General features: G+C 44.2%; 16 protein-coding genes. 12 read left to right on the top strand and 4 right to left on the bottom strand.

Annotation, left to right across the window (positions count from 1 at the left end; all coding sequences use genetic code 11):
- From TW84_RS08950 to purF, 7 genes are all read left to right on the top strand, one after another.
- On the top strand, positions 1 to 987 hold a 987-nt coding region (locus tag TW84_RS08950; protein ID WP_338061753.1), incomplete at its 5' end, for a FimV C-terminal domain-containing protein.
- 92 nt (positions 988 to 1,079) lie between these two features.
- Positions 1,080 to 1,874, top strand: coding sequence for a tRNA pseudouridine(38-40) synthase TruA (gene truA, locus TW84_RS08945; protein ID WP_045975315.1), 795 nt, complete (start codon positions 1,080 to 1,082; stop codon positions 1,872 to 1,874).
- Between the two features lie 176 nt (positions 1,875 to 2,050).
- Positions 2,051 to 2,977, top strand: a complete 927-nt coding sequence (gene accD, locus TW84_RS08940) for an acetyl-CoA carboxylase, carboxyltransferase subunit beta (protein ID WP_045975314.1) — start codon at positions 2,051 to 2,053, stop codon at positions 2,975 to 2,977.
- Positions 2,978 to 3,021: 44 nt separating this feature from the next.
- On the top strand, positions 3,022 to 4,287 hold the full coding sequence (gene folC / locus TW84_RS08935; protein WP_045975313.1) for a bifunctional tetrahydrofolate synthase/dihydrofolate synthase: 1,266 nt from the start codon (positions 3,022 to 3,024) through the stop codon (positions 4,285 to 4,287).
- Positions 4,288 to 4,833, top strand: a complete 546-nt coding sequence (locus TW84_RS08930) for an SPOR domain-containing protein (RefSeq protein ID WP_045975312.1) — start codon at positions 4,288 to 4,290, stop codon at positions 4,831 to 4,833. It begins immediately after the preceding gene.
- 62 nt (positions 4,834 to 4,895) lie between these two features.
- A complete protein-coding gene (locus TW84_RS08925; RefSeq protein WP_045975311.1) occupies positions 4,896 to 5,387 on the top strand; it encodes a CvpA family protein in 492 nt (163 codons plus the stop codon).
- Positions 5,388 to 5,422: 35 nt separating this feature from the next.
- Entirely contained in the window at positions 5,423 to 6,937 is a 1,515-nt protein-coding gene (purF, locus tag TW84_RS08920; protein ID WP_045975310.1) for an amidophosphoribosyltransferase, read from the top strand.
- Positions 6,938 to 7,015: 78 nt separating this feature from the next.
- On the opposite strand, the gene znuB is transcribed toward purF, so the two are convergent.
- Positions 7,016 to 7,801, bottom strand: a complete 786-nt coding sequence (znuB, locus tag TW84_RS08915) for a zinc ABC transporter permease subunit ZnuB (RefSeq protein WP_045975309.1) — start codon at positions 7,799 to 7,801, stop codon at positions 7,016 to 7,018.
- The gene (znuC, locus tag TW84_RS08910; RefSeq protein ID WP_045975308.1) at positions 7,794 to 8,579 is read right to left on the bottom strand and encodes a zinc ABC transporter ATP-binding protein ZnuC; all 786 of its coding nucleotides are present in this window, start codon (positions 8,577 to 8,579) and stop codon (positions 7,794 to 7,796) included. The genes znuB and znuC overlap by 8 nt, the downstream gene beginning before the upstream one ends.
- A gap of 82 nt (positions 8,580 to 8,661) precedes the next feature.
- Here znuC and znuA point away from each other — a divergent pair, with 82 nt between their 5' ends.
- The 5 genes from znuA (at position 8,662) to TW84_RS08885 (ending at position 16,358) form a co-directional block, all read left to right on the top strand.
- Positions 8,662 to 9,540: a zinc ABC transporter substrate-binding protein ZnuA gene (gene znuA / locus TW84_RS08905; protein WP_045975307.1), complete on the top strand. Its 879-nt coding sequence runs from the start codon at positions 8,662 to 8,664 to the stop codon at positions 9,538 to 9,540.
- A 238-nt stretch (positions 9,541 to 9,778) separates the two neighbouring features.
- Positions 9,779 to 13,096 (top strand): AraC family transcriptional regulator, encoded by a 3,318-nt coding sequence (locus tag TW84_RS08900; RefSeq protein ID WP_240478157.1) that lies wholly within the window; start codon positions 9,779 to 9,781, stop codon positions 13,094 to 13,096.
- Between the two features lie 531 nt (positions 13,097 to 13,627).
- A complete protein-coding gene (locus tag TW84_RS08895; RefSeq protein WP_021457201.1) occupies positions 13,628 to 13,855 on the top strand; it encodes a FeoA family protein in 228 nt (75 codons plus the stop codon).
- Complete coding sequence (gene feoB, locus TW84_RS08890; RefSeq protein ID WP_045975305.1) at positions 13,855 to 16,131, top strand: Fe(2+) transporter permease subunit FeoB; 2,277 nt, start codon at positions 13,855 to 13,857, stop codon at positions 16,129 to 16,131. The genes TW84_RS08895 and feoB overlap by 1 nt, the downstream gene beginning before the upstream one ends.
- Positions 16,128 to 16,358 carry a FeoC-like transcriptional regulator gene (locus tag TW84_RS08885; RefSeq protein ID WP_045975304.1) on the top strand — a complete coding sequence of 77 codons (231 nt, stop codon included), beginning with the start codon at positions 16,128 to 16,130 and terminating at the stop codon, positions 16,356 to 16,358. The genes feoB and TW84_RS08885 overlap by 4 nt, the downstream gene beginning before the upstream one ends.
- Before the next feature lie 30 nt (positions 16,359 to 16,388).
- Here TW84_RS08885 and TW84_RS08880 read toward each other — a convergent pair whose 3' ends face one another.
- The gene (locus tag TW84_RS08880) at positions 16,389 to 16,817 is read right to left on the bottom strand and encodes an HIT domain-containing protein (protein WP_045975303.1); all 429 of its coding nucleotides are present in this window, start codon (positions 16,815 to 16,817) and stop codon (positions 16,389 to 16,391) included.
- A 99-nt stretch (positions 16,818 to 16,916) separates the two neighbouring features.
- Positions 16,917 to 18,650 carry an arginine--tRNA ligase gene (gene argS, locus TW84_RS08875; protein ID WP_045975302.1) on the bottom strand — a complete coding sequence of 578 codons (1,734 nt, stop codon included), beginning with the start codon at positions 18,648 to 18,650 and terminating at the stop codon, positions 16,917 to 16,919.
- Positions 18,651 to 18,871 lie beyond the last annotated feature (221 nt).

The following is an 18,871-nucleotide window of genomic DNA, read 5'->3' as shown; positions in this document are numbered from 1 at the left end:
TTGGAACTGGATGACCTAGATCTTCCAGAATACAGTGAAGACGATGCACTAGCCGATGTTGCACAGGAGCCTGAACTTCAAACACAATCAAGCGATTCGACATTACACAGTGAGTCGTTGGATTTAGCCGATCTAGATATACCTAAATTTGGTGACGCAGCTCCGACAGAGAGTAATGTTGAATTAGAGGAACGTGAACCCAACGCATCAGCCGATCAAGACTATGACAATCTGCCTGAATTCGATGAACAAGATGCCCTAGCGGCAGCATTTGATGCTGGCTCTCAAGATGTTGACTTTAAGCTAGATGAATTGGAGCTACCATCTTTGGGGGAAATACCTTCTGAAGCGGCACAAGAGCTAGCAAATCATGAATACAATGAGGATGCGTTTGATGAGCTGCTTGCGGAAGAAGATCCGAAGCAGTCAACAAGTTTTGATTTTGAGTCTCCAGATCCTCTGACTTCTGATAGCGCAGGTATGGATATTGAGGCCATGTTGGAAGTGGGAGAGGATTGGAATGGATTCAGTCTTTCTCCAGAGCAGCAGTCTCAGATTTCGGATGATATCCCGGAATCTGAACAGGGAGTATGGGATGACAACAATCGTCCTGAACAAGCTCAGATATTGGATGAAAATTGGGAAGACCAAGATGAACTCGACGAGTTCACACCTCAGGAAGGTGAGTTCCGAACAATCGATGAGTTGATGGCTGAAGTTGAAAAAGAAGAGCAGCAGGACTTTCAGGAAGAAGATCTGAAATTAGATGTTGGGCTGAGTGACTTCCCTGACGTTATCGGTGATACAGGTGATGTTGATGTCGATAGTAACTCGGAGGCCGCAGGTAAACTTGATTTGGCCAAGATCTACATTGAGATGAATGATTCACAAGGAGCAATTAAGCTGCTTGAGGAAGCGATTGTCGATGGTAGTGATGAAATCCGTCGAGAAGCCAAAAATCTTATCGATGCGATTAACGCTAGCTAAAGTTTAGTCATCAGAGAGGGGGCGGGGAGCCCCTTATCTTTTTGAGTAAAAATGTTTATACTTCTCGGCCTGTTTTTGAAGAGATCACCCCGATGAGAATTGCATTAGGTATTGAGTACAATGGCACTCAATACTTCGGCTGGCAGCGTCAGAAAGAAGTGAAAAGTGTTCAGGAAAAGCTTGAGCGAGCACTGAGCATCGTAGCAAACCACCCAGTAGAGGTTCAGTGTGCAGGTCGCACTGATGCAGGCGTACATGGTACTGGGCAAGTAGTTCACTTTGACACCACGGCGAATAGAAAGATAGTTGCTTGGACGATGGGCGCTAATGCAAACTTGCCAAGTGATATTGCGGTTAGGTGGGCGAAAGAGGTACCTGAAGAATTTCATGCACGTTTTGCTGCTACAGCTCGTCGTTATCGTTACATCATATTTAATAGCGCCCTACGACCAGGTATTTTGTCATCAGGGGTGAGTCACTATCACGGTGAGCTTGATGTCGACAAAATGCATGAAGCGGGTCAGTATCTGCTGGGCGAGAATGACTTTACATCTTTTCGTGCCATCCATTGCCAGTCACGTAGCCCTTGGCGCAATATGATGCATCTGAATGTTACCCGTCATGGGCAATATGTTGTCATCGATATTAAAGCCAATGCATTTGTACATCACATGGTACGTAATATTACCGGAAGTTTGATATGTGTAGGGCGCGGCGAACAGCCTCCGGAGTGGATAAACTGGCTGTTAGAAGTGAAAGATCGCAAACTGGCTGGTGCCACAGCTAAGGCTGAAGGTCTATACTTGGTTGATGTTGATTATCCCGCAGAATTTGAATTGCCAAGAGTGCCAATTGGGCCACTATTTTTGCCAGACAATTTGAACTAGTTCGTTCTAAATTGTCCAACTAATCAGTTCTTTAGGGCGTGAGATACTAGTGTAAGAAATAGGTACAACCAGTTTTTTGTCTACACTTGGCATTTTATATGCTTTAATCCTCTCGCGTAAATTCAGAATTTTTGTCCTTCGCAAAGTGCGGAGGCGATGAGATAAAAAGGTCTTCCATGAGTTGGCTTGAAAAGATTTTAGAAAAAAGCAACATTGTTAGTTCACGTAAAGCGTCCATCCCTGAGGGTGTATGGACCAAATGTACATCTTGTGAACAGGTGCTTTATCACGCTGAACTAGAGCGTAACCTAGAAGTATGTCCAAAATGTGATCATCACATGCGTATGAAAGCGCGTCGTCGTTTGGAAACATTTTTGGATGAAAACAACCGCGTAGAACTTGCGGACGAGCTTGAACCTCAAGACAAGCTTAAGTTTAAAGATTCAAAGAAATACAAAGATCGTATCTCAGCTGCACAAAAGAGCAGCGGTGAGAAAGATGCTCTTATTGTAATGAAAGGTGAGCTGTTAGGCCTCCCTATCGTTGCTTGTGCATTTGAATTCTCTTTCATGGGTGGTTCAATGGGTTCTGTAGTTGGCGCTCGTTTTGTCCGTGCTGTAGAAGCGGCTATCGAGAACAATACAGGCCTTGTTTGTTTTTCTGCAAGTGGTGGCGCACGTATGCAAGAGGCTTTGATGTCTTTGATGCAAATGGCCAAAACCAGTGCTGCACTTGAGCGCCTGTCTCAGAAAGGTCTGCCGTTTATTTCAGTAATGACGGATCCAACTATGGGAGGGGTTTCTGCAAGCCTTGCGATGTTGGGTGACGTGAATATCGGTGAGCCCAAAGCATTGATTGGTTTTGCGGGCCGTCGTGTTATTGAACAGACGGTACGTGAAGATCTTCCTGAAGGTTTCCAGCGTAGCGAGTTTCTGCTCGAGCATGGTGCTATCGACATGATTGTTGATCGCCGAGAAATGCGTCAGCGTATTGGTAGCCTGATTGCGAAAATGACTAACCAACCTTCGCCTCTGGTCGTTTCTGTTAACGATTCACAAAATGAAGCTGCTTATTCTGTACCAGAAGCGGACAAAAAAGGGTAAAGTAACATACTAACAAACAACCACAATGACTTGGTTAGAGTTAGATGAGTCAATCCCAAATTCCTCAAGCCACATCCTCTCTTGCGATGTGGCTTGATTATTTAACAAACATACACACTTCTGCTATCGATCTTGGCTTAGATCGTGTTAAGGCTGTCGCCGAGAAAACCAACCTAGTTAAACCTGCTCCTACCGTGATTACTGTCGCGGGGACCAATGGTAAAGGTTCCACTTGTGCACTTATGGAAGCCATATTGCTTGATGCAGGCTACTCCGTTGGTGTTTACAGTTCACCCCACCTGATTCGCTATAACGAACGTGTCCGTATTAATGGTCAAGATTTGGCTGATGAGAAGCACACTGAAGCGTTTGACTTTATTGAAAAGCAGCGTGGCGATATTAGTCTAAGTTTTTTTGAATATGGGACTTTAGCGGCATTGCGCCTGTTCCAAACTGAAAAAGTGGATGTTGTCTTACTTGAAGTCGGTTTAGGCGGGCGTTTGGATGCGACGAATGTTGTTGACCACGATGTTTCTATCATTACCAGCCTAGCGATTGATCATGTTGATTGGCTTGGTGATGATATCAATGTCATCGGTTTCGAGAAGGCAGGCATTTATCGCACTGGTAAACCAGCGATTTGTGGTCAGCCTAAAGCACCGTCAACAGTTGCAGCACACGCTGATGATATAGGCGCTGAACTGTTTCAGGTAGAAATCCAATACAACTACCAATTGGTAAGTGAGAATACCTGGCGTTGGACACATGGCTCTTATGAGCTTGATGAGTTGCCTGTTCCGGGATTACCGTTACAAAATGCCGCCACAGCATTAATGGCGCTTGCTACTTCTCATCTCGATATCTCTGACATCAATATTGTCAAAGGTTTGAAAGAAGCAAAGTTACCAGGAAGAATGCAGGTGGTGAGTACCGATCCAATAGTCATTCTCGATGTGGCGCACAATCCGCACTCCGCTGAGTACTTGGTAGAAAGCGTTCAACGAAAGTTCTCGAGCAAAAATATACACGCCGTGGTTGCGATGTTACACGATAAAGATATCAAAACGACGTTGGAGGCTTTATCTCCAGTTGTTAGTCAGTGGTACCCTGCTTCACTGCAAGGCCCGAGAGCGGCGAGCGCTGATGAGCTTTGTAAATTCTTACCCGAAGGCAACGAGCGCTTTGCCACCCCTGTTGACGCTTTTAAAGCTGCCATGACAAGCGTAGGAGCTGAAGATGTCATTTTAGTGGTGGGATCATTCCATACTGTCGGTGAAGTTCTCGAATTCTGGCAGAACCAAGGAGAGTAAATGGCGAGTAAGTTTCAAAATCGTTTGGTTGGCACCATTTTACTGGTGTCAATTGGCGTTATCGTGTTGCCCGATGTCCTTGATGGCAAGAAAACGCACTATGAAGAAGAAATTGCCAGTATCCCTATTAAGCCAGAGCTCGATAGCGATGTTGAAAGTTTCGATGTGCTTGAACCTGTCGATGACACCGCAAGCCTACCTGAGACTCCGGTAGAATTAGTACAAGGCATAGAGCCATCCGCTGAAACAACGGATGATAAACCACTGCCAGTTGCGATAAAGGAAGTTCCAGAACGCAATGAGTATCAAGACAGCGCCTGGATTATTCAACTGATGGCGTTGAAGAATGCTGAGAATGCAAAAAATGTTGTAAAAGACCTTCAAAAGCGTGGCTATCAGGCTCATACCAAACTCGAAAACGGTTTTACTCGTGTCATTATCGGTCCTGATGTCTCTAAGAATAAGCTAGAGCAACAAGTGACAGAACTCGAAAAAATAACCGGCTCTAAAGGTCGATTGCTTAAATTTAAGCCACTAAATCCATAAGAAAACGTTTGCGTCGGCGTTTTTTCTGTTAAAATGCGCGCCAACTTAAGATGTAAGAACAGATGAATTCGTTAGATATTGTCATTTTGAGTGTGATCGGCCTATCGGCATTGATCAGTTTGATTCGAGGCTTCGCAAAAGAAGCATTGTCCTTAGTTATTTGGTTTGGTGCTTTTTTTATCGCCAGTCAGTACTACGCAAAATTAGCGGTGTACTTCTCCAATATCCAAGATGACATGTTTCGTAACGGAGCCGCGATCGCAGCCTTGTTTGTTTCAACGCTAATCGTGGGGGCTATAGTGAATTATGTCATCGCTCAATTAGTACAGAAAACAGGCTTGTCGGGAACAGATAGAGTACTTGGCGTCGTCTTTGGCGGCTTGCGTGGTGTTTTGATTGTTTCTGCTGCATTGTTTTTTATGGATGCGTTTACATCGTTTCCAGACTCAGAGTGGTGGAGGAGTTCGCAACTGGTACCGGAATTTAGCCGTATCATTGCGCCTTTCTTTGAGCACTTGCAAGCAACATCAAGTTTCTTATCTGGCGCGCTATAACGCGCCAGCCATTGTCGCAAATCGAGGGTTAGGACATGTGTGGTATTGTTGGAATCGTGGGTACAACGCCTGTAAACCAGTCTATCTATGACGCACTGACTGTATTGCAGCATCGTGGCCAAGATGCCGCGGGTATTTGTACCATAGAAAGCAATCGTTTTCGTCTGAGAAAGGCGAACGGTTTAGTTAAGGATGTGTTTGAAGCAAAACACATGCAACGCCTCCAGGGAACGGTTGGTATTGGTCATGTGCGCTACCCAACAGCCGGTAGTTCTAGTGCCTCAGAAGCTCAGCCTTTCTACGTAAACTCTCCATTCGGTATCACTCTCGCTCACAATGGTAATTTGACTAATGCTGCTGAAGTTCGCGAGAAATTGTTTGAGAAAGACCGCCGTCACGTCAACACGACTTCTGACTCTGAAGTTCTACTCAATGTGCTTGCCCATGAAATTGATACAGTCAAAGGCAATGTCACCGCAGAAGACGTATTTCGTGCAGTGACTAACGTGCATCGAGCTATCCGTGGTGCTTACGCTGTATCTGCAATGATCATAGGTCACGGTATGGTGGCTTTCCGTGATCCTAATGGTATTCGTCCGCTATGCCTTGGTAAGCGTGTTGTCGGTGAGACGATAGAATACATGGTTGCTTCAGAGTCTGTTGCTCTGGATGCTGTTGGCTTTGATTTCATCCGTGATGTCGCTCCGGGAGAAGCTATTTATGTGACTTTTGATGGTGAGTTACATACCAAGCAGTGCGCTGATAACCCTGTGCTCAATCCATGTATTTTCGAGTTTGTTTACTTCTCACGACCTGATTCGTTTATTGATAAAATTTCGGTTTATAGTGCTCGCGTAGAAATGGGTAAGAAACTTGGTGCGCGTATTCGTGATGAATATAGCCATCTTGATATTGATGTGGTTATCCCAATCCCAGAAACTTCATGTGATATAGCCTTGCAAATAGCACAGGCTATCGATAAACCTTATCGTCAGGGATTTGTGAAAAACCGTTACGTTGGTCGTACTTTCATCATGCCAGGGCAACAACAGCGTAAAAAGTCAGTGCGCCGCAAGCTGAATGCGATTCGTTCGGAATTTAAAGACAAAAATGTTCTGTTGGTTGACGATTCGATCGTTCGCGGTACTACGTCAGAACAAATTATTGAAATGGCTCGCGACTCCGGTGCTAGGAAAGTCTTTATGGTTTCAGCGGCACCAGAGATACGTTTCCCTAATGTGTATGGTATTGATATGCCAAATGCGAATGAGTTAATTGCCCATGGTCGTGACAATGATGCGATATGTAAGCAAATCGGTGCCGATGAGCTGATATTCCAGACATTGGATGACCTAGTAGAAGCCGTAGGCATGGGTAATACGGATATCATTCAATTTGAAACATCGGTTTTCAATGGTCAATATGTCACTGGTGATATCGATCAGAAGTACTTGGACTTTTTACAATCTTTGCGTAGCGATGATGCTAAGGTTCAGAGAGAGATTCAACAAGATCTCGCTAATCTAGAGTTACATAATGAGGGAGCGTAAGACTGGCGACGACGCTCTTTCTTGAGGCTCGATAAAAGGGTTGGCGCATTGCGTCAACCCTTTTATCTTTCCATGACCTCAGTGCTTTGTGCGATAAGCCTGCGCTAACATGAACATTGCCGTAGCACTGATAACAACGGAAGGGCCTGCCGGGGTGTCATAATGCCAAGACATACTTAGACCAAGTAAGACTGCCACAGCACCAATACAAGAAGCCGTGAAAGCCATTTGCTCCGGAGTCTTTGAGAAACGTCGTGCAGTGGCTGCTGGTATAATCAAAAGTGATGTCATTATCAATGCACCGACAAACTTCATACCGATAGCGATCACGAGACCAACCATAACCATCAAGATTAGTCGCATTAAATCAACGTTATGTCCTTCAACAGCAGCCAAATCCTCATTCACTGTTGTTGCGAGCAACGAGCGCCAGAAACAAAACAAGATGACAGAAACTATTGCCGAACCGACATAGATATAGAAGAGATCGTTCGGGGTTACTGCAAGTAAATCACCGAATAAATAACTCATAAGATCGATACGAACATTGTCAAGAAAGCTGACTGCAACAAGGCCCAGTGAAAGTGCACTATGGGCTAAGATCCCCAGCAAAGTATCGGTAGCCACAAGCTGTTGTCTTTGTAATGCAACCAGAATAAAAGCCAGCGCAAGGCAGCAGACGATCAAAGCAAGGTATAAGTTGACGTCGAGCAAGAAACCCAGAGCAAGGCCCATTAATGAAGCATGTGCTAAAGTATCGCCAAAATAGGCCATTTTACGCCAGACGACAAATGATCCAAGTGGGCCAGCAATTGCTGCAATACCAAGCCCAGCAAGAATAGAAGGTAGCAAAAACTCAATCATGGTGATGGCCGTGTGAATGATGGGAACAAGAAGATGCAGCACCCAGAACCGGGTCTCCAGCGAGATCATGATGATGATGTTGATGCTGATGATGATAAAACGCGAGAGATTCGCTGCGAACTTCCCCAAAAAGAGCGATGTAATTAGGGTGCTTAGTGATATCCGCTGGTGCGCCTGAACAACAGATATGATGGTGTAAGCAGATGACATCATCCGTTTTAGCCATTACAAGATGCAAATCGTGTGAGACCATGAATACCGCACAACTAAAACGATGGCGAATGGTATCAATCAATTCGTATAAGTCAATCTGTCCTTGAACATCAACACCTTGAGCTGGCTCATCAAGTACGAGTAGGTCAGGTCGTTGTAGTAATGCTCTCGCCAACAGAACCCGCTGGTTTTCACCTCCAGATAACGAGTGCATGTTGGCCCTTAGCAGGTGCTCGGCACCAACAAGTTTAAGTGCATCTTGGAGTTCCTGCTCACTGTATTTGCCAGCGAGTTTCATAAAACGTTTAACGTCTAGAGGAAGTGAATCATTGAGTCTTAGCTTTTGAGGGACATAGCCAATCTTGAGCCCTTTTGCTTTTTTTACTGACCCTGTGAACTTTTTTTGCAGCCCCAAAAGTACTTTTACTAATGTAGATTTACCCGCACCATTGGGACCAATTAAAGTAGTGATCTCGCCTCTCTTAAGCTGGAGGCTAATGTTATCTAGGACTTTACGCTCATCAAATTGAACGCAAACTTGTTGAAGTTCGACCAGTGCCGACATGAATGGAACTCATTTGCAAATAACTAGTGTTATAATGTAACATTTGTCGCACTTTAACGCCAGAGAGTAGTGGTATTGAATTATGAAATATCTTATCCCTTTGCTATCCATACTTGCTATGGGTAGTGCCAATGCTAACGAGGTACTGACCAGTATCAAGCCGATTCAAATGATCACCTATGAAATCACCCAAGGTGTTTCTGAACCAGATGTATTGCTTGACTCCAACACTTCTCCCCATGATTACGCGCTGAAGCCATCTGACGTAAAGCGAATTAGAAAAGCGGATCTGGTTGTTTGGTATGGAAAAGACTTAGAACCTTTCCTAGCCAAAGTTCTTGAGGATCAGAAGAATGTTTTAACCATTAGTGAGATCCATGGTTTAAACCTACGTGAGTTTTCTGCAGACGGGCATAGTCATGATCATGATGGACATCATCATGGTTCACACGATCCGCATTTCTGGTTAGGTCATGAACAAAGTATCAAGGCCGCGGAAGCAATCAGCCAAAAACTTGCTGAGTTAGACCCGAGCAACAAAGATGTTTATCAAGCGAACTATCAGGCGTTTGTGAAAAATGCTAATCAGTACGATGAAAAGTGGCGGGCGGCGTTAAAGCCAGTAAAAGATGTGGGTTACTACGTATTCCATGATGCCTACGGTTATTTCGAGCAGGACTATGGCTTGAATCATTTGGGGCAATTTACTGTCAGCCCTGAGAGAAAACCAGGCGCTAAGACACTTATTAAAATAAAGAAAGCCTTGGCAAAAGGTGATGCTAAGTGTGTTTTTTCTGAACCTCAGTTTACCCCTGCAGTTGTTGAGTCTGTAACACGTGGTAGTCAAGCTAAACAGGGAGTGCTTGATCCTATTGGTACCGGAATTCAAGTTGGACCGGGAAGCTACTTTACTTTTATTCAATCTATAACGGACAGCTTTACAGAATGTCTTAATCAATAAAAATCGGTTTGATAGTAGAGTTAAAGGGAAGTGTAACACTTCCCTTTTTTGCATTAACACAACAACAAAAGATGGATTTTTTGAAGCAGCTTCTTGTTTCTCGGTTCAAATACAAGATAATTATTCGCACAAAATAATTTAATGATCTCATTCATTTAGTCTAGTTTTATCGATTAGGTGAACCTATAGCTCAGTCTGGATGTGATTGAATGCCATTTTTGCTGCAAGGGAACTGTGAGTGTATAAAGCTATTTGCTTCTTATCGCTATTGCTAATAACTCGTTTGGCATCCGCGATGGATCTTCCTTTGTCGGTTTTTTACCCACTGCCTACTAAAATTCAGGGTAAAGCCTTCGCAGCCAAAGCCCTTTTTTTAGCCGATAATGGTGGGGTTTGGTTTCAGGATGTCAGAAATCAGCTACTTTTTTTTGACGGTCAGAATATCTTACCTAAATCAGGTTCCGCACTTGAGTTTAGTGCAGAAGATATTGCGTTTATCGACAATGCGTTTTGGTCGTTTGTGGGGAACGAGATCTATCGGACCATTCCAGGTAAAAAACGAGAGTTGATGTTTGGCCTGACCCCCGGAACTGAAGTATTACAGATCGGGGTTTCCAATCGCTATATTTGGATCTCTGATGCCTCTAGTTTCTACACGTATCATGTCGACAACGCCGAATTTACCTCTTATTCCTTGATAGAGTTATACCAATACAATCAAGCGGCAAAAATAAGCATTACTGACGCTATGCTGATTAATGAGAAGTGGGTGTTAGCAACAAACGCAGGGGTATATTTGTCTGATGGTAGTCACTTTGAGCATATTCCTCGCTCTGGAACGGACTATGTAGAAACCCTCCATTTTTCTGATAAACGTCAAGAGTTGGTTTTAGGAACTCGTGATGGGACAATCCTAATTAATATCAATGAACCTGATTCCTCTATAAAACAGATTCCAAGCGGGCATGTTTTGAGTATAGAGGAAACGCAAGAAGCTTATTGGATAGGCACGGACTCTGGTTTACTCACTCATACTTTTACTACTGGTGAAAGTGTGTATTTCCCTGAGAGTCTCAAGCGTAATAGCATTTTGTTTGGTGAAAAGGTTTATTCGTTACTCAATGATCATCGTGGTGGGATGTGGATTGCCACTGAGCGGGGGATACACTATTTCTCTTTGTTCGCTCACCACTTCAAGCGTTTTCCTGATTTGATGCTTAGCCATGGTTCTGTTTCAGAAAAACTGATTCAACTGACCTACATGAAAAGCAGGAGTGGATTCTGGATGATCACGAGTGCCGGCGTTTATGCGCTAGCCTTAGACCAAAATGCGTCTAGAAAACGCCTTTACAAAGGAAAAGTGAACGATGTGATTGAGCAGAATGGGGTACTTTGGCTCGCTACCGAGAACGGTATTATCTCTGTTGATAGTGCATCTGGTGCAGTTATTTCTAGTCGTTTACCCAACCTTCTCAACAACTCTTCAGTGAAGTTGCTAGAACTGGATTCACAAGGGCGATTGTGGGGAGCTAGTGATCTAAAGCTATGGCGTTATGACATCAAAAGTCGGCAGTTGATTCAGTACGGGTCTGAGTGGATACTAAATAAACACCTACCAACTCAGTTGACCCAGATGGCAGTGACAGAGAATGGAAGCCTAGTTCTTGGTACCGAGAATGGTTTATATGTTCTAGTTAATGGTCAGATTCATTATGTTGATGAAGCAGAGCATTTTGGTCGAGTCGTGAGCATCGAAGAAGTCAACAAAGGTGAAGTATGGGTTGCGAACACCTACGGTTTGTATCGATTAGATGTTGCCAGCTTACAACTTAACCCTCTAGACATGGTAGATGAGCATATTACTACCAAATGTCTGGTTAGAAATAAGAATGGTATCTGGATGACGTCTTCTGCTGGGCTTACGCATTATGCGAGTAGTGGGGAAATTGAAGCACACTATAGTGAACCGTTGGGCCTAGAGAACAACGAATTTCTGTCTGGATTATGCACTACTGGGTCTGAGAGTAAAGACAATCTGCTATTTGGCTCTAGGAGAAGTTTGGTCAAGATTGATACGAAAACGTTGAGTGTTACCCCCCCTCCTAAGCGACAAGTCGTATTCAGCCAGGTCGTTGCTAACCAGGAGCTATTCTCGCTTGGCGGAAGTGTACTAAGCGCGCCAAACGTAAAATATGGAGAGTCGATTGCTTTCCAATTTGGTGTACTCCCCCAAGTTAGTAATGTGTCACTTCAATATCGTTTTGGCCGCCAAGAAAACTGGCAAGACCTTGAAGGAATGAAGCTGACCATAGAACATATTCTCCCCGGTGACTACACTCTGCAAGTTCGCGTCTCGACTAATGGTTTTGTTCAAGGCGACATTGAATCATTTCTCTTTACAGTGGAAGAGCCATGGTACATGGGGGTTTATGCGGTCATATCCTACATTGTTGCGGTTTCTTTCCTTATCGCAGTTATTGTTTATTGGCGATCACACATGATGGCGAAAACCAATAAAGAGTTGAAGTCTCTGGTTGCACTACAGACCAACCAATTACGTCATCAAAGTCGGATTTTACTGACCAACAACGACAAATTACGTAAGCAGCTGCAAATAAGACGTATTTTGTACCACCAGTCGCTGCAGTCTTTACGGGAAAAGCTTCAAGGTTATTCTTTGCAAGAAGAGGTTGAGCTTGAGCAAGGACAGCAGCATTTCGTGCAATTTATGACTCATGAGCTGGATTTGTTGCTCAATGTTCGGGCTGCTAATGGTGACGCTTTGCCTGTTTATAACCTGTCGTTGGTCCTACGCTCGGCCTTGTATGGCTGGCAAGAGGAACTTAAAAAATCTGCTTTGTCTGTCGAAGTCAGACCTGCGCAAGATAAAGATATTTATGTCGCGCTCGAAGTGTTTAACCTTGATAGTGTGTTTAATCTATTGATTGACAATCTGATCAAACGCTCGTATCAGGGACAAGTTGCCTTGATGACTTGCCGTATCAGTAACGACAAAGTGCATTTTTCTATGATCGAACAAGGCAAAAGATTTGATGATCCATCAGTGAATGCTATTGAGCTGTGGAATGAACTGGAGTCTCTAGTCAATGAAAGCGGCGGCCGCTTTCATCGATACTGTTCTGATGATAACAACACTATCGAGTTTGTTTGGTCAGCGGGTAACGAGTTTAAAGAAAATTCAATGGTTAAACTCTCAGATATTGGGGTATCTAAAGACCCATGGATTGAGAAGCTTGAAGCCTTAGTCATGCAACACTATTCCAATCCAGAGTTTGGTACCGCGGCAGCAGCTAAGCAGATGTATTTATCAGAACGCAGTTTGCAGCGCCGATTTAAATCTGCCACACAACGTACATTTATGGATTATGTCACAGAGGTACGGTTAGACTATGCCTGTCGGCGCTTGCTGGCTGGTGAGAAAATATCCGATGTAGCCTTTGAATGTGGATTTAATGATCCCTCTTATTTCAGCCAACGATTCAAACATCGTTTTGGTGTGTCACCTTCCCAATTCATTGAAAACCAAGATAGTTGATGAGACTAAGCTGTCCAGTGAGCTTAAAAGGCACACTTGAAGCTATGTACTGCAGAACCTGAGAACACACTGATTGACGTACTTTAAAAAAATATCGTGGTATAGCCGGGGTGACTATACCACGGGTGCCAATGACACCTTCGCTTGCTGCCGGAGTGATGCATGCTGCACCACCTCTGGAATTTCTTGTCTTTGAGGAGCTTTCCCTGTCGACGTTTTTAACTATAAAACTATCGACTTATTTTACTTATAAAATTAACGCCAAGGTTGTATGACAAAAACGACATCTTTTCTAAATTATTGATTTTAATTGATTATTTATTATTTATTACCAATGATGTCAAAATGGAATGATGACTAAATACTCGTTGTCGATAACTTTTAACGGATTTGACGAGTTGTAAATGAACAAAAATAACGTTCCATAAATGTAATGTTTGATTTCAGACAAGATTTACAAAATTTACACGGGCTAAGATTCCAGATTATTAATAATAATATTTCTCATTTTTATCTTTAATTGGCCTGTCTATGAAACTTTCAGATTTAACTCAAGGGCAAAAAGCAACGATCACCGGTTTTTCAGAGCTTTCTAATGACGTCAGGAAAAAGCTCATGGTGATGGGGCTGCTTCCTCAGACTCCAGTCACTCTTATCCGTAAAGCCCCAATGGGCGATCCTCTTCAGGTTGAGGTTCGTGGTGTATCTCTCGCAGTTAGAACTAATATTGCGAATTCAATTCATGTGGAGGCCAACTGATGAAATACAAAATTCTGACCGTCGGTAATCCAAACAGTGGTAAAACAACACTTTTTAATGGCCTGACGGGAGCCAAACAGCAAGTTGGTAACTGGGCAGGTGTGACGGTTGAAAAGAAAACAGGTCGTTACAGTCATTCTGGTGATGATTTTATGCTCACCGACCTTCCTGGTATCTACGCATTGGATAGTGGTAACGATGGCAACAGCATTGATGAGTCGATCGCTTCACGTGCTGTACTAACGCACCCAGCGGATTTAATCATTAACGTTGTTGATGCGACGTGTCTTGAACGCAGTTTATATATGACGCTTCAGCTGCGAGAGCTTGGCAGACCGATGATGGTTGTGCTGAATAAAATGGATGCATTGAAGCGTGAACGACAAACTATCGATGTTAAAGCGTTAGAAAAAATGCTGGGCTGTCCGGTCTATGCGTTATCTGCAAACAACAAAAATCAGGTCCAACGCCTGAAAGAACGTCTACATAAGGCGGTGGTTCAAGGCGTTGCGCTGAATGAACTGAAGATTCGTTATGACGTAGAATTTGAGCAGGCGATAGACCAAATCCAACCTGTTTTTGCTAATCATTCTGAGGTATCCGCACGCGCTCTTTCTATTCGAGCTTTAGAGCAGGATCTGTTGGTCTTAAACAATCTCTCGTCTGAGGAAAGGGATAACATTGCAAAGGTTCAGAACAACATAGACCTAGATATCGATCTTACGGTTGCCGATACCAAATATACCTTCCTCCATGAACAGTGCAAAAAAGTGCGCCGGACTGAAGGCAAGCTTAGTCATAGCTTTACGGAAAAGGTGGATAACGTCATTCTCAATAAGTGGGTTGGTGTTCCATTTTTCTTTGTCGTTATGTACCTAATGTTTATGTTCTCTATCAATATCGGCAGTGCATTTATCGACTTCTTTGATATTGGTGTCGGCGCTTTGCTAGTTGATGGCGGACACTACTTGTTAGATGACCATTTGCCTGTCTGGCTGGTGACATTGATTGCGGATGGCGTAGGTGGCGGTATCCAGACTGTCGCCACGTTTATTCCGGTGATTGCTTGCTTGTATCTTTTTTTAGCAATCCTGGAAAGCTCAGGCTATATGTCTCGTGCTGCTTTTGTTCTCGATAAAGTGATGCAGAAGATTGGTTTACCGGGTAAAGCCTTCGTCCCGTTAGTTCTTGGCTTCGGCTGTAACGTACCAGCCATCATGGCAACACGAACGTTAGATCAGGAACGTGAACGCAAACTTGCTGCTTCAATGGCGCCGTTCATGTCTTGTGGTGCTCGTCTTCCTGTATATGCATTGTTTGCTGCCGCGTTTTTCCCTGAAAGTGGCCAGAATATCGTATTTGCTCTTTACCTACTGGGGATTGCTGCGGCTGTATTCACTGGGTTGGTGCTAAAGCATACGCTTTATCCGGGCTCAAGCGACAGCTTAATCATGGAAATGCCTGATTACGAATTACCAACGATACAGAATGTACTGATAAAAACGTGGCAAAAACTGAAACGCTTTGTGCTTGGGGCAGGTAAAACTATCGTTGTTGTTGTGACTATTCTTAGCTTCCTCAACTCTGTAGGTACTGATGGGTCATTTGGCAATGAAGACAGCGAGAATTCAGTACTGTCCAAAGTTTCTCAGGTGGTGACGCCTGTATTTGAACCGATAGGCGTTCATGAAGATAACTGGCCGGCGACAGTGGGTATTATCACAGGTATTTTTGCCAAAGAAGCGGTTGTGGGAACTTTGAACAACCTTTACGCACCAAGTGAAGGAGAAGAAGGTGAGTTCAATCTCATGGCGAGTTTGGAAGAGGCGGTTATGTCTATCCCGGAAAACTTAGCTGGATTGAGTTATTCCGATCCATTGGGTATTGAAGTGGGTGATTTGACCGATAGCTCTACTGTGGCAGAGGAGCAGGAAGTTGACGCTTCTATTTTTGGTAACCTGAACCAATATTTCGTCTCAGGCCATGCCGCGTTTGCTTACTTGATTTTCATCTTGCTGTACACACCGTGTGTCGCGGCTATGGGCGCATATGTCCGTGAATTTGGCCAGAAATACGCGCGCTTTATTGCTGTATGGACGATGGGTCTTGCTTACGGCGGTGCAGTGCTTTACTACCAGACGATGCATTTCACAGACCACCCAATCTACAGTGCAGCCTGGATAGCCGGAGTCATTTTGGTTTCCTTTGCGACTTATCGCGCGTTGAAAGCGGCGGGGCTGAAGCAGATGCATTATGCTGAGGCACAAACAGCATGATCTTACAGGAGCTGAAACAGTACATCGAACTGCAGGGCTGCGTTAGCCAGAAAGAACTCGCGAAGAAATTTTCAATGAGTGAAGACGGTGTCGATGCCATGCTGGCGGTATGGATCAAAAAAGGGAAGATATCTCGCTTAGTCGATACCAATAAAGCTCAGAAAGTGACCCGGGTCAGATACTCCGCGAATAGTGCCGATGAGTTATCTCTCACGGTGACCATGTAAAGAAAATGCCGCTAGTAACAGCGGCATTTTTTATGCTTTTTTAAACAAGCTACTTAGTGATAAGACATTCTGAATCTTACTGAGTATCGCTCGTTGTTCCTCTTCAGAACGAAAATCCCCTTGAGTATTTCCCCATACGGGCCCCGGCCAAGCAACGTCATCCTTAAAACGAGCGATGTGATGGACATGAAGTTGCGGGACCATATTCCCAAGCGCACCTAAGTTGAGTTTATCTGGGCGAAACGTTGCTTCTAATGCTTGGTTTACTGCTTGTGATTCGAGTAAGAACTGTTGTTGCTCTTGCATTGGCAAGTGATGCAGTTCTTTGAGGTTTTCCCGCTTAGGAACAAGAATGACCCAAGGAACAGCGTTGTCCTTGTGGAGCAGAGCAATAGTCAAAGGAAAGTGACCGATGACGCTAGTATCCTTTGCCAGTTGTGGATGGAGTTCAAAACTCATGATTCATTCCTATCAGTATTTTTAGCCAGTATACGCCAGAAAAAACAAAAGGTTGATGCTTTCATATCAACCTTTATTTTCTATCGCTAAAGCCCTAGCTTACATACGTTCTAGCGTATCAATACCTAGTAGAGAAAGACCTTGCTTAATTGTCTTCGCCGTCAGTGCTGCTAGCTTCAGACGACTCTGTTTAACAGACTCATCTTCTGTGTTCAGAATTGGGCATGCTTCATAGAAGCTTGAGAACTGGCCAGCAAGTTCGAATAGGTAACTACACATGATATGTGGTTGACCTTCACGAGCAACTGACTGCACGGCTTCTTCAAATTGAAGTAGCTTGGCGATAAGAGATTTCTCTTTCTCTTCGGTGATCTGAATGTCACCAGCCAGCTCATCCATAGAGATGCCTGCTTTGGCAAAGATAGATGCAACGCGCGTGTATGCGTACTGCATGTATGGCGCTGTGTTGCCTTCAAATGCCAACATGTTGTCCCAGTCAAACACGTAGTCAGTTGTACGGTGTTTAGACAGGTCTGCGTACTTAACAGCAGCCATTGCTACGGTGTTCGCGATGTTCTGCTTTTCAGCCGTTTCTAAGTCTGGGTTCTTAGACTCGATAAGTTTGATTGCACGCTCTTCTGCTTCATCTAGTAGGTCCGCCAAACGAACTGTGCCACCTGCACGCGTCTTAAATGGACGGCCATCTTTACCTAGCATCATACCGAAAGCGTGGTGCTCAAGAGTTACCTCTTCTGGCACATAGCCTGCTTTACGAACGATTGTCCATGCTTGCATGAGGTGTTGATGCTGGCGTGAGTCTATAAAGTACAATACGCGGTCTGCACCTAGCGTTTCGTAGCGGTATTTCGCACAAGCGATATCGGTAGTGGTGTACAAGAAGCCGCCGTCACGCTTCTGGATGATCACACCCATAGGCTCGCCGTCTTTGTTTTTGTACTCTTCAAGGAATACAACTTGTGCACCGTCATCTTCTTGTGCAAGACCTTGCTCTTTCAGGTCTGCCACAATGCCAGGAAGCATGTCGTTGTACATACTCTCACCCATTACGTTTTCGCGAGTTAGAGAGACATTAAGACGATCGTAGTTGCGCTGGTTTTGGATCATGGTGACATCCACCAGTTTCTTCCACATCTCTGCGCAGTATTCATCACCACCTTGCAGTTTAACCACGTAGTTACGCGCCTTTACTGCAAACTCTTCATCTTCGTCGTAAAGCTTTTTCGACTCGCGGTAGAAGGCTTCAAGGTCAGCCAGCTCCATTGAAACTTCACCAGACTCTTGCTGTACACGTTCTAGGTTGGCGATAAGCATACCGAACTGAGTGCCCCAGTCACCGATGTGGTTGGCACGGATAACTTTATGACCAAGGAATTCGAGAGTGCGAACCACAGCATCACCGATGATTGTTGAACGCAGGTGGCCAACGTGCATTTCTTTAGCAACGTTTGGCGCTGAATAGTCAGCAACGATCGTTTTTTGCGCTTCAGCTGCAACACCAAGGCGAGAGTCAGATAGTGCGGACTCAGCCTGTTTAGCGAGGAATTCTTCGCTCAGGAAGATGTTGATAAAACCAGGGCCTGCAATTTCAGTTTTGCTTGCAATACCTTCAAGGTCTAGAACATCCAATACTTTTTGAGCAAATTCGCGTGGGTTTGTGCCGAGTTTCTTAGCAACGCCCATCACACCGTTTGCTTGGTAATCACCAAACTGTGGCTTTGCTGATTGACGAACGGCTGCAGGGCTGCCTGCAGGTGCGCCAGCGGCTTCAAGAGCCTGAGATACTTTGTCGTTAATAAGTGCTTGGATATTCACACGCGCTTCCTTCAATTCTTGGGAATTGGTTGGATATGCATTGAGTTATTCAGCTTCGTCAGACGCTATTACTGAATAATATCCACTCTGGTGGAGTGAATGCATATCTCTATATAGAGTTCATAATTTGGCGCACATAATACCAACTTTATTACTTTTCTTATAGGGAGTGTTCTGGGAAATTTTCTACTTTTCCTTAGGTTCTTGCTAGTATTGCGGAA

It is taken from the genome of Vibrio neptunius (assembly GCF_000967495.1).
GTDB lineage: Bacteria > Pseudomonadota > Gammaproteobacteria > Enterobacterales > Vibrionaceae > Vibrio > Vibrio neptunius.
This window is presented reverse-complemented; position numbering and strand designations above follow the sequence as displayed.